Here is a 16,169-nt window from a genome sequence, read left to right as displayed (position 1 = left end):
CCATTCAAAAAAATATCCCTTGTACGAAGAGGTATACAAGGGAAAGATCGTTCTCCGCCTATACCTCGTAGGCGTTATGAAAATAGCACATGAAGAGAGAAAGATCTGACTAAGGAAATACTTCCATCACAGTGGCGGGACCGTGCAGGATTTTCACCTGCTTCCATCTGCTCTTCGCGTCTATTCAATTGTTGTCGAAAAAAGCAAAAAACACCTTGATTTTGCTCTTTCATCATAACGCGATTTGGTACATTTGGAAAGAGGCACTTTCATAAAAAGACAAAATTCGCATGATTGAAAAGCTGTTTGGCATCAAGTTGCGAGGATAACGAGTTAAAGTTGAATTTCATTAAACGGTTACAATTGAAATATTCACTTAATTCAGGATGACATCCACTCCCCTCCGTTGATATGAAGAGTTTGGCCTGTTACAAAACGGGAATCGTCGGAAGCAAGGTAAACATAAACAGGGGCAAGTTCAAATGGCTGGCCTTGACGCTGCATTGGATTGTCCACAAGGGTAACCTGGTCTGCGGAGAAACTTGCCGGTATGAGTGGTGTCCATATCCTCCCGGGTGCAACCGCGTTTACCCGGATGCCTTTATCAATAACATTGTTTGCCAAGGCACGGGTGAACCCAACAATAGCCGCTTTCGTCGCTGTATAGTCAATCAATTGCTTGTTTCCTCTATAGGCCACAACAGAAGTGGTATTGATGATCGAACTGCCTGCTTTAAGATATGGAAGCGCTGCCCGGGTTGTGTAAAAATGCGAGTAGATATTCACCTTAAAGGTATCATCAAATTGCTCATCCGTAATATCTAATAAGCTTAATTGCTGAAACTGGATTCCTACATGATTGCAAAGCACATGCAATTGCCCGAAAGTGCTTACCGTTTCTTCCACGATCCGAATGCACTGTTGTTTATCCCTTAAGTCACCCGGCAATAATAAACAACGCTGCCCAAGCGCTTCAATTCTTGCCTTCGTCCGGTTCGCATCTTCATGTTCGTCTAAATAGGAGATGGCCACATCAGCCCCCTCCTTTGCAAAAGCGATGGCCACCGCTGCGCCAATTCCACTATCACCACCTGTAATCAATACAACCTTATTGTTTAACTTGCCGCTTCCTTTCTCATTAGGATTTTCAATGATCGGCCTTGGCACCATCAGCTTTTCTACACCAGGCTGGCGGAGCTGGCGTTGTTCCGGCACCGTAATCGGAACGTCTTCATAGCGTGTTATCTTTCCGTAATTGGGATACATTGGATAATCCTCTTGATCATCATATGGCATGGGTAAGCCTCCTATAAACAAATTCCCAGTTACTTTATGCTAAAAAAGCCCAAACGGTGCAAGACCCGGCATTTTTCAAAAAGAAAGTGTACAGGCTCAAGTACTGGAAAAATGAATATCGTAAAGGGAAAGTCATTTTTCAAGGAGGTTCAGCATGCATCACGGTCAGTATAGTCCGGAAGTCAAGCGCGTGCTCATGCATCATTCAGATAAAAAAGAGCAAATATTTTATAATGCCAACCCGCATCCTTGGTCAATGCCCCAAATAGGGCCGAGGCCTCCCTATTATTACAATCCGAGATATGAAAAATATTACCCTGTTATTTAGGAACATGATCATTTTATAAACGCCTGGACGGCTTCTAAGCAATTCGCGACAGGATAATCAACTGTTTTCATTGCAGACTTTTCACATTGCTGCGTTTTTGATTTTGTTTCCTACCAGCCGCCATAGGCTTTATCAGCAAGAACAGATCCATGCATACTTAAAAATAGCTGCTAGTGTTCAAATATGGCTCATTCTTCATTCGGCTCCCATCATAACAGATGCGCCTGCCGCCTCCGCTATGACCTGTTCCTACCGTCAAGATTTGAAAAAAAAAACGCCAATTTTACTTGGCGCTTTTTTTCATCACTCATTGCTCTCTTACATTATTGCTTGTTGTTATTGTTATTTCTCACTTTATTCGTAACATTGTTTACGGCATTTGCAGTTGCATCAACCGCGTTCATTGCAACATCCTCAGTTGCTTCCAATCCGCTATGAACCGCGTTGAAAGCAGCCCCGGCTGTATTTTTAATATTTTCCTTCACATTTTGGCCATTTTGTTGATTGTTGTTTTTTTGATTTGGCATCATTACACCCCCCTCCTACGGCATATAGGATATGCAAGCTGAATGGGAATATACAAAAGCTTAAATCATCCACTATTTCATCATGGTGATCGATCAATGGCTTGAAAAAGCTGGCATCTTGCAAAGAATGCCATGCTGCCGGGCCGGGATATAGGAACGCGGCCAAATCTGAAGTCATTCTCATCCACTGGCCGGCTAACTTCTAAACCGCTGCTGATTCTGTTTTAAGGTTTATTCTTTTTTTTCACAGGTTATATAAATATCATGTTGCTTAAGATAAGGAGGATGCATCTATGAATATTTACGAACAGCAAAAAAATGGACAACCTGCCCAAACCCAGCCGGAACAGCCGGGGATTGAATCCCTGATGAACCCACGGCCTGTCCAGCCGCTTGATTATAAAGGCAGTGAAAAGTTAAAAGGGCGGGTGGCGCTGATTACCGGCGGAGACAGCGGTATCGGGCGCGCCGTTGCTATTGCGTATGCGAAAGAAGGCGCACTTGTGGCCATAAACTATTTGAATGAGCAAAGCGATGCTGAAGAGACAAAGAGCCTTGTTGAAGCAGAAGGTGTCGACTGTCTGCTGCTTCGGGGAGATGTCTCTCAAGAAGCAACTTGTAAAGAGCTCATTGAAAAAACGATAGCAAAGTTTGGAAAACTCGATATTTTGGTTAATAATGCAGCCGTGCAGTACCCTACTGAAAATATTGAAGAAATTACCCATGAACAATGGGACAAAACCTTCCGAACCAACATTTATTCTGTCTTTTATATGTGCAAGTATGCCGTACCGCACTTAAAAACAGGCAGTGCCATCATTTCAACGGCATCTATTAATCCCTATACCGGCAATCCGAAACTCCTGGACTATACTGCTACCAAAGGGGCAATTGTCGGGTTTACGCGCAGCCTTGCGCAAAATCTTGTGCCAAAAGGCATACGCGTCAATATGGTGGCTCCAGGGCCGATATGGACACCGCTCATTCCTTCCACTTTTGATGAAAAGACAGTGGAAAGCTTCGGACTGCAAACGCCGCTCGGCCGCCCGGGACAGCCGGCCGACCATGCAGGTGCATATGTGCTGTTAGCTTCTGATGAAGGGGCTTATATTACCGGCCAGTGCATCCATGTCAACGGCGGAATGACAATGTCATCCTGATTGTAAAAAAACTGCAGAAAAGCCTTTCTGCAGTTTTTTTACTCACCCTGCTAAATTAACAAAAGGATGCGATGATATGAACTTTAAGGATCCTCAAGTTTTAAAACAACAAATCATTCATATTCTTGAATTTTATTATCCCGCCTGTATTGATATGGAAAACGGCGGCTATATAAACGGCTTTCTCGATGATGGCTCCATAAATGACCGGGAAACCAAACATCTGGTTGGTACAAGCCGTTTTATTTACAATTTCAGCATTGGCTCCCTGATTGGCGGGCCGAAATGGTGTGAACAGGCCGCAGCCCACGGTATTGAATTTCTGAAAAACCAGCATCATGATAAAAAATATGGCGGCTACTTCTTTGAATTAAAAGGGCAGAAGGTAAAAGATCCCGCCAAAATGGCATACGGTCATGCATTCGCCCTGTTGGCAGCCGCAATTGCTTATCAAGCCGGAATCCAGGGCGCGAAGGAACTGATCGAGGATCTTTACCATGTTACGGAGCAGCATTTCTGGGATCCAGACTACGGGCTCTACCGGGATGAGTGGAATGCATCCTGGACAAAACTTTCTTCCTACCGCGGGCAAAACGCAAATATGCATATGTGTGAAGCCATGCTTACGGCGTACGAAGCAACCGGCGAAAAGAAATACTTAAACCGGGCATATAAATTGGCTGAAAGCGTCTGCCGCACATTAAAAGAGAGATCCGGCGGAATGATTTGGGAAAACTACACGCCTGACTGGCAGCCGGATTGGACCTATCATCTTCACCAAACAAAAGATGAATTCCGCCCGTACGGTTTTATTCCCGGCCATCAGCTGGAATGGAGCAAACTGTTGATGTGGCTTGACCGCCATCGCTCTGAACCCTGGATACTGGAGACAGCTGAAGAACTTTACGGGAAAGCCTGGGAGAAAGGCGCTGATGAAACATTCGGCGGCATCTTTTTCGCACTCTCTCCACAAGGGGAAGTCATTGATATGGACAAAAACTACTGGGTGATATCGGAAGCCATCGCCGCCTCCGCGCTTCTTGCCGCCAAAACCGGAAAAAGCGTCTATTCGGAGCGGTACAATCAGCTGTTTTCTTATGCTTCCGACTATTTGATCGACCACCAATACGGAGGCTGGTTCAAAATGCTTAACCGAATAAATGAACGCGCGGCCGGCCCGAAAAGCTCCCCGCCGAAAACCGACTACCATCCCGTCGCTGCCTGCTACCAGGCACTGCAGGCATTTTCGTAATCAAAGCATAAGCATTAGGAAACTATCAGTACTTATAAACCGTGCCAGTCATTTCATAACCGTCTGCACATAAATCATATCAGAAATGAAGAAAAAGGGAGGAGAGGTGCCGTGAAAGAAAGTGGCATACCCCTCCTTTATTATAAGGAACGCCATCATTTGACCAACAGATCTTATCATCAATTTGAGGCGGTAAGGGTTCCCTGCAAATTCTTGATGTTTACCGGTTTTATAAAAAATTAAGCACACAATCCCATTTGGATTACTGAAACCGGATTCATGAAAACTGCCTGGTTTTTGTAGAAAAAAATATAGAAAGTAAAAAGCTTGTAACCCTTGATATACAAGGCTTACAAGCTTTCTCGAAAGGATGATTCCGACTGGTCTCGAACCAGCGACCTCCACCCTGTCAAGGTGGCGCTCTCCCAGCTGAGCTACGGAATCATAATGAACTGAATCGGACACTATTCATTTTACACGGGATTAGACTATTTGTCAACGAAAAAAGTAAAAAGAAAAAACACCAAAGGATTTGGTGTTTTTTCTTTTTAAAAGGCTGTGCTGTGATCCGGAAAAGGCCGGCATGCACAGCCATCTCCGGCAAATAAAGTGAAGATGGATTCCAATATTCCGTGCAGCCATTCAATTGTACAGACGTTTATTTTCCACTTGTTGTTCTTTCAGCCACCACAATGAATCTCTTGGATTTTCTACCGCTTCTTTATACTCAGACTTCGTAGCAACCGTTGGGTAAGAACCCTTTAGAGATTTTCCGGAAGTACTGCTGAACAAGAACAATATGACGAAAAAGCCGATAAAGCTGAAGATTGTCAGATAGAAAGCAGGTGCCAGGGCATTGCCGGTTTGGTGGACCAGCCATGTTGATACGAGCGGGGTCGTTCCGCCAAATAATGAAACAGAAACATTAAAAGTCACAGCCAGTGTTCTGTATCGAATATCTGTGTAGAACATTGTTGGTAAAGTTCCAGGCATCGTGCCTTCATAGGTTGAAAGCAAAATACCTAAAATGAGGATACCTAAAAATATAAATACAAATGTATTCAAATTGATTAAATAAAATGCAAGGGCAGATAATAAGGTTAATCCACCTAAACCAATTACTAAAACCGTCTTGTTTCCAATTTTGTCACTGAGCTTTCCAAACAATAAAGCGAGCGGCACCATAATCACCATAATCAGCGTAATGAATACCGTTCCTACCGTACCGGATAATCCAATAACTTCATCTAAATAAGATGGCATGTAGGATAATAACATATAGTTTGTTACATTAAAGAATGCGACAGATACAAAACATACCAGAATGTCTTTTTTATGATTTTTTAAAATAGAAAGGAAGCTTTCCTCTTGGACATCATCCTCAGAGAGTTCATTTTCAAAAATAGGTGTTTCCTCTAAATGAGCTCTTAAATAAAATCCAACCAACCCTAAAGGTAAGCCGAGCAAAAATGGAATTCGCCAGCCCCATGCGGCCATCTGTTGGTCAGTTAGCGTGATGAAGAGGGCACTGGCAAGGATTGAAGCTAATATATAACCGGCAAGCGTACCAATTTCCAGCCCGCTTCCAAGCACATTACGTTTATTATCCGGAGAAGATTCTGCAATATAAACCATTGCACCGGCATATTCGCCGCCAGTTGAAAAGCCCTGTATAATTCTGGCTATTAATAAGAGCACCGGGGCCCATACTCCAATTTGCTCATACGTAGGTAATAATCCAATTAGCAGAGTGGAAAAAGCCATTAAAATAATCGTGATGGTTAAAACAACTTTTCTCCCATATTTATCTCCGATTCTGCCAAATATAATACCACCTATAGGGCGCATTAAAAAGGCAATCGCAAATGTTGCAAATGTGAACATTAATTTCAGCTCGTCATTCTCCACGGCACTAAAAAAGTTCCGGCTGATAATTACAGCTAAATAGGAATATAAGCCAAAATCAAACCATTCCATAGCGTTTCCTACTCCTGTAGCAAACACACTTTTTTTCGTTTGTCGAATATTAACGATGTTAATTTTTTTCTTATTAAATATCATTTTATCAGGTCTACTCCTTAATATGATAGTTTTCGGCAACTGTCTTCCCTTCTGTAAAGATTGGGTCTTTTTGAATACCTTATGAATCATGGATAAAAGATTTTTTCATCTACCGTAATGGTTATGGTTTTCTTTTCCAAAAATCCGCAGACGATTTAAAATGGGAATCATTGAAATTCAAAAACCACTCGAACTTCGGCGTTTTTACTAATATTTCCAGAAAACCAACGAATAGAGACAGGCATATGTAGTGTAATAAATTGATAAACTACTTGAAGATAGCGGGTAAGTGTGTAGTAAGCAAAGTAAAAATGGGCTTGAGATGGACTGTGACTGACAGGAAACGAAGGCTTCAGACGCTTCTAAAAATTTTTTGGGCAGCTGGTTTTCCCACCTATCTTCTTTATACCTTAAATATTGAAAGGGGGTTATAATGCCGTTTAAAACGGGATAAACATGGATGAATAACCGGACAACGCTCATCAGATGAGTGAACGAGTGAATGATTCATTTACTAGTTTACCATAATCAAGATCTCAGTGCAAAAAATCGGATTTCCCCCATCTATTTCACCGGTTCAGGCTAACATAACAATGCTGTAAAAGAGAAGGGGGATGAAAAAGAGAAAATAAAAAAGGCCAATTATCATTGGCGCTTTTTATGGTGATTCAATATGTGTTTGAAAAAAGGCTGCTCCATTTCATTCTTTTATCTCCCACCTGCTCTCACCCGTTTCCATAAAGGATACAAGCGATGTAAGCGCCATCTCTACCATATCACTAACCGCCTGATCGGTGTAAAAAGCAGTGTGCGGCGTGACGATCACATTGGGAAAAGATTTCAGAACGGCAAGCTGGCGGTGGGTCAAAATATCCGAACGGCGGTCATGATGAAAAATCTCTTCTTCATGCTCCAAGACATCAATCCCGGCAGCGCCGACTTTCCCCGCTTCAATCCCTGCGATGAGCGCATCTGTATCCACTACGGCACCACGGGAACAATTGATGATGCAGACACCGTCCTTCATTTTCGCAATACGATCCTGATTGATCATATGGTATGTACTTTCGAACAGGGGTGTGTGTAAGGTGATCACATCGCTTTCCGCCAGCAGTTCATCCAAAGATACATATTTCAGGATGCCGCGCAATTCATCTCTCTCAACAGTATCGTGTGCAATAATGTTGCAGCCAAAACCGGATAAATTTTTTGCAACAATGCTGCCGATTCTGCCGGCGCCAATAATCCCGATCGTTAAATTATGCATTTCCCTGCCCTGAATGCCTTTCACAGAAAAGTCCTGTGCTTGGACACGGGTTAGGATCTGCTTTGCTTTGCGCACACACATCAAAATCAGCATCGTTGCAAAATCGGCCACGCAATAAGGCGAATAGGTCACATTCGAAAAACGGATGCCATATGCTTTGGCGGCTTCCTGATCGATATTATTATATCCTGCTGTCCTCAGGCCGATATACTTTACGCCGGCATCTCTTAAAGCCCTGAAAGTTCCGGAGCCAACCGGATAATTTCCAAGGATCGTCACAGCCTCAGCACCTTTTGCTTCCAGTGCCGTTTCAGGTGTTAACACATCATCGATATACTTGATGTCCAAATCAAATTTTCCTGAGAATTTTTGAAATAACGGTAATTCATCCACCCTGGTCTCATAAGCAACCACTTTTTTCATACGCCAGCTTCCTTTCAATCAATCATTTTTAATACTCCGGGTTAAACTTTTCCTGTTATAATTGTATCAATAAGTATAAATAATTGAAATAAAGATATTGTTCTTTTAATAGCGACTTGTTTGACCTTGCAGAATCACATTGAACAGACGTTATCAATAGACTAATCTTAAATAAACCGGATAGATATCCAGCTGATGTTAGACTGGTGGTTCTTTCAATGATATGAAAAATAAAAAATCATAGCGATACACTAGAGATCGCTATGATTTTTTCTTATGAGGAAAATATTATTGATTCAGTATTTCATCAGTGAGTGAAATAAACTCTTCTGCATCCTTTGCCATCAATTGGATTCCGGCTGTCCAGAAGTCCGGTTTTGTCAGGTCAACGCCAAGATGTTTCATGGCCAATTCTTCAACCTTCATGCTGCCGGTATCGCGCAGTAAAGCAATATACTTGTCTTCAAAGCCTTCCGGGTGTTTTAAGTATTCAGCATAAATGCCAAGGCTGAATAAATAACCGAATGTGTACGGGAAGTTGTAGAACGGCACATCGTCGATAAAGAAATGCAATTTGCTGCACCAGAAATGCGGATGGTAGCCGGACAAGCTGTCCCCGTATGCTTCTTTTTGCGCATTGGTCATTAATTCATTCAGCCTTTGCTCGGAAACAATGCCCTTGCTGCGTTCTTCATAAAAAGATTTTTCAAATAGAAAGCGTGCATGAATATTTAAGAACATGGCCGTGGCGTTTTCCATTTTCGAATTTAAAAGCGTCACTTTTTCCGCTTTCGATTTTGCATTGGCGACGGTCGCATTGCCAATAATCGTTTCGGCAAAAGTGCTGGCCGTTTCTGCCACATTCATGGCATATTCCCGGTTTAACCATGGCAAGTCGCGCATCACATGGCTGTGGAACGCATGGCCGAGTTCATGGGCTAAGGTACTGGCGTCATTGGTGGAGCCGGTAAATGTCATGAAAATCCGTGATTCTTCAAATTCCGGCAGCCCCGTGCAATAGCCGCCCGGGCGCTTATTCGGCCGGTCTTCCGCTTCCACCCAGCGGTTTTCAAGTGCATGTTTGGCAAAAGCAGACAGTTTCGGGCCGAAAGATGTAAAATTTTTAATGACGAAATCGCAAGCTTCATCATAAGTAAAACGGGTTGGTTTGATTTCTCCTAAAGCAACGGGTGCATCAACATCCTGCCAGCCCAATTTTTCCATCCCGAAAATTTTTGCTTTCTGGTTTAAAAAGTCGAGGAACGGCTGCTTGTTCCCGGCTACGGCTGACCACATCGCATCCAGCGTTTGTTCCGACATCCGGTTGTACTCCAGCGGTTCTTCAAGAAAGTTTTTACGGTGATGGGCTTTTTGCAGCGTAATCCGATAGCCGTCCAAATGGTTGAGTGTATCGGCAAAAATGGGTGCATATTTTTCCCAGGCTGCTTCCCAATTTTCAAAAATCTGCTTGCGCACGTCCGGGTCCGGGTCGGCATACATCCGGTTCATCGCCTGGCCCACCGATAATTCCGTTGTTTTTCCTTCTTTGTCTGTAAACGGGATCGTCATGATTGAAACAGCCGTGTCGTAAAGTCTGCTCCAGCCTGCCAAGCCATCCTGGTTCAGTTCTGTAATGATCTTTTCTTCTTCTTCCGATAACAAGCGTTTGCCTTCATCTCTTGTTTCATTGAGGGCAAAGGATACTTTATTTAATTCCTTGTCTTTTAAGAGGGTTTGCCAGTCATTATCCGGGATTGCAACCAGTTTTTTCTGGAATGTGGTGGACAGCTTCCGGACTTCGCTGGATAAATCCATCACCTGCCCCATTACAACATTCGCGTATTCATCATTCATATACGCATCATGCCACATATGCACAAAGGTTGCGGATTGGCCGAGGCCTTTGCCGATGTCTTCCTGCTTTTTCAAAATTGCCTTAAACGGTTCTGCAGACTTGTTTTCTGCAAAATTCCATTGTGCCAGGAGATCCTGATATATCTGGATTTCCTGTTTTATATGCTGCAATTTTGTTTGCAATTCCGGCGATTTCGTGCCTCCGGGAATAATCGCATCTAAATCCCATGTATCTATGTATTTCATTTGACCAACTCCTTTTCCCTTACCATTTTACTGTGTTTTTAAAAGAATAGAAATACATTTGTTTAAAGATTTTCTGTATGGTGGGCAATTAAAAGTTTGGCACCTTTATTTTTTAAAGGTGCCCTTACTGATATTTTAAAATAACGGTAACTGGTCTAAGTTGTTTTCCCGAATGCCATCCGGTTCGCTTCGGATGATATCCCTGCCATATTTGTGAAAAACATCAATATGGGCAATACGCCCGGCTTTTGCTTCGTGTAATGCCGTAACATAGTCCAGCTCACGGCCTGATTTGGTTTTGAAGGCAATAATATCGCCATCGTCATTTTTGCGGACAGCCACAATTTCTTCTTTGCCCATATCATTGGTTTGACCCTCATCTTCCTGTACGTTGCTTTGTTCCCTGTACTGATTGTAGATTGCTTCAAAGTCTCTCTGTTCCATTTCTCATCACCCCTCTGTTTTCATGACCTCACTATTCATCGTTCCCGGATTGTTGCAGTTTCTTTCTGACTGCTTCTATATCGGTATCGCTGAATGCTGCCGTCCCCCTTCCTCCTGTCGTTTCAGCAAGAAAAGCTTTTACTTCGTTATAAGACATGCCGGACTGTGCGTTTTTCTTTTTCACTTCATCAATATTCGTTCCAGCTGCAGTAAAATTTGCTTCGTGATCTTGCATAGCAGCACCTCGTTTCCATTTTCCATAGTTTATGCCAACAGCGGCGTTTTACTCGTTTTCGGGGGAGAATAGTAAGAAGAAGTATTCCTGCCTATGAGCGACCATGCACGAGGATTTTCTTCCGATACGGGCTTTCATTCCACCTATGAACGACCGGAAGCGCGGGTTTTACTCCGGTGCGGGCTTTCATTCCTCTTATGAACGACCGGAAGCGCGGGTTTTCCTCCGGTGCGGGCTTTCATTCCACCTATGAACGACCGGAAGCGCGGGTTTTACTCCGGCTTGGGCTTTCATTCACTTTATGATCGACCGCGCACGAGGATTTTACTCCGGCATGGGCTTTCATTCCACCTATGAACGACCGGAAGCGCGGGTTTTACTCCGGCTTGGGCTTTCATTCACTTTATGATCGACCGGGGGCACGGGTTTTCTTTCGACATGGGCTTTCATTCACTTTATGATCGACCGGGGGCACGGGTTTTCCTCCGGCACGGGCTTTCATTCTCCCTAGGAAAAGGAGGATATATACGAAATGACGTGTGCCCCCACACGTCATTTTCAAAACAATCCTATTTCATTAATGCTAATGACCCCATCGGATCCCAAGGTTTCAGGACGATCGGTTCTTGTTCCCAAGCTTGTTTCAATTCGTCTGAAAGATATTTTTTATCGACGACAATCTGATACGTGTAATCATTCATCCACGCATCGCTCATCACAAAATATCCATCTTTGCCGACTTTTTCGCCCCAGCTGTTTTCGACTTTCCAGCGGTCCGGCTTGCCGTCCACAAGATTTACGCCGGTTAACACCATCGCGTGCGTCATCACACTGTCCTTATAATCAAGGCGCTCCGCTTTTGTCATTTCAAATGAAAATCCAAACGCTTTTTCAAGATCATATAACGCCGTATCCATAATGCCTTGATTCCGGTCCGAAGACGCCGCTACATCGCAGCCGAACCAGACGCTGCGGTTGTCTTTGATTTGCTGCACAGCCAGATTTTTAAAAGTGTCCATATCAACATTTAAATATTTGATCGGTTTGCCGCCAACGACATTTCCAAGATACTGCACGGTATACGTTTTTCCAAATGGTTTGTCTTTTGTCGGCGCGTTGATAATGCTGACGGTATCATCGAGTTCAAACCCGACATATTTTTTGAAAAACGCTTGCGGTGTAATACCTTGTTCGCGGTGGAAAACTTTATCCGTATCGCGGAACTCAAAATCAAACGTTTTTGGCGGTTCACCGAGTGCAAAAACTAGCAGCTTATAGACTTCTAAGAGCATTTTATCCTTCGCCTGCTGAAGCTCCTTCTCCGTTTTGCCTTCCTGATGCAATTTTCGCAGTTTCATTGCATCTTCACGCAGTTTTGCATTTAAAAGCGGGTTAAGTTCGCGCGAGTTACTGCTGTTGAATGTTTCCGGCATTGCTTGTTTCGGGACGACTCCGTATTTTTTGATTAATGAAACAAGCATATCCCATTGTCCGCCATCCTGCTGCGGGGTCTCCAGCAACCAGGAAACCAGTCTCCCTTCAAGCGGCTCGTCTGCTGTTTCGATGATGCTTTCCAGGAAGTAATTGGCTTTTTCAAACTTATCCCAGAAGTTCGTATAGTTTTGGGAAAGCTCAAAGTCTTTTAATTTAAACTGTGCCATTAGTTTGTGGTTAAACGTATTGAGGGCTGCAAACATCCAGCAGCGCCCGCTTTGTTTTTGGTTGGATACTTTTCCAGTTTCAATTTCATTTGAGAATACATGATTCATAGATACGATGGAATCATTGTTTAACGTCGAGGCTTTAATGCCGTTTTTCATGACCGCATCCTGAATTACTTTATTTTGCGGTACTTCCTGGATTGTTGAAGAAAAGCTTTCTGCCATCTCCGGTGTAATTTCTTTCGTCATCTGATCGCTTCCTTTCAATACTCATTCTTCTTCATTATACGCTTTTTTCTGTATGATAGGACAATTTTGTGATCAGGACAGGCATATGGCTGAAACAGATCAGCTTTCTTTTTTAAAAAATCAATTGCATCAGGTTAACGCTCTTTTCTTCAAGAGGCGGGCCGACAATCGATTCACCCAAACTTACAAAGTATACGAGCAACAATGTCCATTACTTTGTGTAATTTTTCTCCACTTTTCCGGCAATATGTTATCCTATAAATAGCAATTCCTATCCGAGGTGGGACATATGAGTGAAGAAAAGGATTATGAAACAAAAGGCTATGACACAAGCATCATTTATGATTACAAGGAAATGCCGGACATCCATCCCGGCCGCTGCGATAACTGCGGCTACAGCCATTTTAAATCTTCGGTGAAGCACGGCGTGTTTCTGCGTGAATGCCGGCGCTGCGGGATGAAAAAGAGCATATGAAGAAGGGGAGCAGATGAAAGTTCTGGAAATATTTATGCAAGGGAAGAATCCGGACCCGCCCTTGTGTGAGGATGCATGGATCGTAACAGAACACTTTGCCGCTGTGATTGATGGCGCGACAGCAAAAAGCACACTCGCGATTGACGGCAAGACAACCGGAAGATTCATCGCTGAGCAGATGAAAGATGCGGTGGCCTCAATTGACCAAGCGGATCTGGACGCGGAAGCTTTTGTAAAAGTCATCGAAAAATATTTGCTGGAACAATATGAAAAATTCGGTGTGCTCGGCCAGATGCGTGAGGACCCGAACAAAATCCCGGCGGCAAGCATGGCGGTCTACAGCCGGCAGCGCCGTGAAGTTTGGCTGTTTGGCGACTGTCAGGCCTATGCCGGCGGGCGTTTGACAAACGAAAAACCGGTCGATAAGCTAACGGGCATGGCCAGGAAGTATTATATCGAATATCAGCTTCTGCAAGGGAAAACGGAAGCAGAATTGCTGGAAATAAATTGCGGGCATGAGGAAATCCTGCCGTTGTTGCAAATGCAGCAGGTATTTTTAAACGCGGATATCGATTCGCCATTTGCCTATTCCACCATCAGCGGATTCGGTTATCAAATGAAGGATGCAAAAATCATTCCCCTCCCGCCCAATATTCAGGAAGTAGCGCTGGCAAGTGACGGCTACCCTGTGTTGTTCAAAACGCTTGCCGAAACCGAGCATTATCTCAAAGAAGCACTGGCCGAGGATCCGCTTTGTTATCGCAGGATCATTTCGGTCAAGGGAATGACAAAGGGTCTGAATTCCTATGATGACCGCTGTTATTTGCGGATTGAAATCTAAAGGACCGGACAAAGCCCCCGTCGTATGGCACCGGGAGCACTTATACTCGGAAAAGTTTCTTATTTATTAATTTGATCCGGTATTCAGCATAAACTTTGCTTGCCGTGGTAATCGACAAGCTGATCATTGATCACTGAAACCGGAAATAGCGGGAAGAGGGAATTGCCCCCCTGTCCCGCGCCTCTCATTTCCATATTCTTTGCCATTTAACTTCATGATCCAACCAAGTTAACAAAAACACATCAGGATTCGTAAGCTTGCACCACTCTTCAAATCCAGTATCTTCATGATAATGTTTTAAAAGCAATGCCATTAGATTCCCGTATGTGGCCATTATTGTATGTTTCGCTTCGCCTTTCCAAATTTCGTCTGCTACTTGTACAATTCGGTTCATCGCTTCGCGGCCCGATTCGCCGCCTTCAAATCTTAAATCAAGATCCTTGAATGATGCCTGCAGTTTTTCCAACCAATCCGGGAGAAATCTGCTGCTCAGGACACGTTCCACCAAGCGGGTGTCAGTTTCAATTTCAAGGCCACGCCGCCTGGCAAGCGGCGTGGCCGATTGAACTGCACGCTTGAAAGGACTTGAAACAATCCGGTCAATCGAAATTTTCGTAAAAAAATCACTTAAATTTAGTGCTTGCTGCTTGCCATTTTGACAGACTTGCTGTGGATGACTGCCCTTCCGCCTCGCAATGCCGAACCAGATAAATTTTTTTCAATTCCATCACATTCCCTCACTGCTCTGTATTTAAGCATAGCGGTTCATCATCCAGAATCCGATATCTTGAAACCCGATCCGCTTATAAATGGCACCGGCTGCCGGATTATCATAAAACAAACATAGCTCCTTACCTTCCAAAAACAGATCGCGGCAAAGCTTCACCATACATTTGGTTGCATAACCTTTTTTCTTGTAACCTTCTGCAGTTGCAACGCCGACAACCATGGCCGATAATGAATTTTCGGCTGCCGTTGATGCTGTCGAAACCATGCATCCCTCTTCCATAATAAAATATGAACGGGAAGAACCATCCTCCAGTCCCCGCCGTCTTGTTTCTTCACGAACCACTGAATCTCTAAATTCAGAAATGGAATCGAGCAATGCTGTCAGTGCTTCCGCATCACTCGGTTTGGCCTTTTGTACAATCGAGCAGTCCATGCCAGCTAAATCCCGGTTTAATTGTGTACATTTTGCATAGTGGGTTTGCCTTTTCCTTTTTAATTTTATTTTTATAAAAGGCTCAATTTTTTCAGTAATCTCCTTGATTCCGGACATCATGGAAAAATCAGTGTCTTGTGACATAATGTCAGCAAAGCCTTCTGCATCAAAAGGCCCTGCAGCAAACGGAATGTAATTTCTTTCATATTTTAACAGAATAGCAGTGAGTAAGCCGTCTGCGTTAAAATTGCCCCAAAGCTTTTGAAAGTCCTGTTCGTATCCGTACTTTTCAATATCACCGATAATAAATAAATTCTCTGCGCTCCTTGTTTTTAATAATTGAAAACATTGTTCATGGTCTTCCATGTTCAATCTCCTGATCATCATACTCCCCTTTTTTTAAATGTAATGACTCAACTTTCGCAGTGTAAAAATATAGTCTACCCCAATCACTGCGTAGACCAATGAACAGCTGAATATGTTCCTTGACAAATGCTTCATAAAAGAAAAAGCACCCCAACGTTTGGTATAGTTTAACTGACGAGAAAAAACTACCAAACAGAAGAGGTGCCTCCTATTATGATAGCGAATAATGACCTAAATAAGCAACTGCCAAATGAAATAAAAAGCACATTCAAGGAACTAAAAATACTGAAACATCTACGAAACGCCGGTATTACAAAGAATT

Annotated in this window: 14 protein-coding genes, 1 tRNA gene and 1 riboswitch; of the genes, 4 read left to right on the top strand and 11 right to left on the bottom strand. The window is 43.4% G+C overall.

Annotated features, from left to right (window positions below):
• Nucleotides 1-46: 46 nt before the first annotated feature.
• Nucleotides 47-192: riboswitch (adenosylcobalamin (AdoCbl) riboswitch) on the bottom strand.
• Between the two features lie 189 nt (nucleotides 193-381).
• Nucleotides 382-1,296, bottom strand: a complete 915-nt coding sequence (locus C232_RS0114285) for an SDR family oxidoreductase (RefSeq protein ID WP_018664832.1) — start codon at nucleotides 1,294-1,296, stop codon at nucleotides 382-384.
• A gap of 651 nt (nucleotides 1,297-1,947) precedes the next feature.
• The gene (locus C232_RS0114275; RefSeq protein WP_026314619.1) at nucleotides 1,948-2,151 is read right to left on the bottom strand and encodes a hypothetical protein; all 204 of its coding nucleotides are present in this window, start codon (nucleotides 2,149-2,151) and stop codon (nucleotides 1,948-1,950) included.
• 293 nt (nucleotides 2,152-2,444) lie between these two features.
• On the opposite strand from C232_RS0114275, the gene C232_RS0114270 reads away from it, so the two are divergent.
• Nucleotides 2,445-3,311 (top strand): SDR family oxidoreductase, encoded by an 867-nt coding sequence (locus tag C232_RS0114270; RefSeq protein ID WP_018664829.1) that lies wholly within the window; start codon nucleotides 2,445-2,447, stop codon nucleotides 3,309-3,311.
• 76 nt (nucleotides 3,312-3,387) lie between these two features.
• Nucleotides 3,388-4,563, top strand: a complete 1,176-nt coding sequence (locus C232_RS0114265; RefSeq protein ID WP_018664828.1) for an AGE family epimerase/isomerase — start codon at nucleotides 3,388-3,390, stop codon at nucleotides 4,561-4,563.
• Between the two features lie 371 nt (nucleotides 4,564-4,934).
• Here C232_RS0114265 and C232_RS0114260 read toward each other — a convergent pair.
• The 7 genes from C232_RS0114260 to C232_RS0114225 form a co-directional block, all read right to left on the bottom strand.
• Nucleotides 4,935-5,007: transfer RNA gene (locus C232_RS0114260), tRNA-Val, on the bottom strand.
• 198 nt (nucleotides 5,008-5,205) lie between these two features.
• Complete coding sequence (locus C232_RS0114250) at nucleotides 5,206-6,624, bottom strand: MFS transporter (RefSeq protein ID WP_026314618.1); 1,419 nt, start codon at nucleotides 6,622-6,624, stop codon at nucleotides 5,206-5,208.
• Nucleotides 6,625-7,324: 700 nt separating this feature from the next.
• Complete coding sequence (locus C232_RS0114245; protein ID WP_018664826.1) at nucleotides 7,325-8,314, bottom strand: D-isomer specific 2-hydroxyacid dehydrogenase family protein; 990 nt, start codon at nucleotides 8,312-8,314, stop codon at nucleotides 7,325-7,327.
• Nucleotides 8,315-8,602: 288 nt separating this feature from the next.
• Nucleotides 8,603-10,414, bottom strand: coding sequence for a M3 family oligoendopeptidase (locus tag C232_RS0114240; RefSeq protein ID WP_018664825.1), 1,812 nt, complete (start codon nucleotides 10,412-10,414; stop codon nucleotides 8,603-8,605).
• A 135-nt stretch (nucleotides 10,415-10,549) separates the two neighbouring features.
• On the bottom strand, nucleotides 10,550-10,858 hold the full coding sequence (locus C232_RS0114235; RefSeq protein WP_018664824.1) for a DUF3892 domain-containing protein: 309 nt from the start codon (nucleotides 10,856-10,858) through the stop codon (nucleotides 10,550-10,552).
• Nucleotides 10,859-10,889: 31 nt separating this feature from the next.
• Complete coding sequence (locus tag C232_RS0114230; protein ID WP_018664823.1) at nucleotides 10,890-11,093, bottom strand: hypothetical protein; 204 nt, start codon at nucleotides 11,091-11,093, stop codon at nucleotides 10,890-10,892.
• Nucleotides 11,094-11,662: 569 nt separating this feature from the next.
• Nucleotides 11,663-13,003: a C1 family peptidase gene (locus C232_RS0114225; protein WP_018664822.1), complete on the bottom strand. Its 1,341-nt coding sequence runs from the start codon at nucleotides 13,001-13,003 to the stop codon at nucleotides 11,663-11,665.
• 289 nt (nucleotides 13,004-13,292) lie between these two features.
• Between C232_RS0114225 and C232_RS0114220 the strand changes: the two genes are divergently transcribed.
• Both C232_RS0114220 and C232_RS0114215 read left to right on the top strand, forming a co-directional pair.
• Complete coding sequence (locus C232_RS0114220) at nucleotides 13,293-13,478, top strand: DUF8096 family protein (RefSeq protein ID WP_018664821.1); 186 nt, start codon at nucleotides 13,293-13,295, stop codon at nucleotides 13,476-13,478.
• A gap of 13 nt (nucleotides 13,479-13,491) precedes the next feature.
• The gene (locus C232_RS0114215) at nucleotides 13,492-14,319 is read left to right on the top strand and encodes a hypothetical protein (RefSeq protein WP_018664820.1); all 828 of its coding nucleotides are present in this window, start codon (nucleotides 13,492-13,494) and stop codon (nucleotides 14,317-14,319) included.
• Nucleotides 14,320-14,503: 184 nt separating this feature from the next.
• Here C232_RS0114215 and C232_RS18765 read toward each other — a convergent pair whose 3' ends face one another.
• Together C232_RS18765 and C232_RS0114205 are read right to left on the bottom strand one after the other, a co-directional pair.
• Entirely contained in the window at nucleotides 14,504-14,923 is a 420-nt protein-coding gene (locus C232_RS18765; RefSeq protein WP_306301581.1) for a histidine phosphatase family protein, read from the bottom strand.
• 147 nt (nucleotides 14,924-15,070) lie between these two features.
• Nucleotides 15,071-15,865, bottom strand: a complete 795-nt coding sequence (locus tag C232_RS0114205) for a GNAT family N-acetyltransferase (protein ID WP_026314617.1) — start codon at nucleotides 15,863-15,865, stop codon at nucleotides 15,071-15,073.
• Between the last annotated feature and the right edge of the window lie 304 nt (nucleotides 15,866-16,169).

Source organism: Heyndrickxia acidiproducens DSM 23148, from assembly GCF_000374345.1.
GTDB lineage: Bacteria > Bacillota > Bacilli > Bacillales > Bacillaceae_C > Weizmannia > Weizmannia acidiproducens.
This window is presented reverse-complemented; position numbering and strand designations above follow the sequence as displayed.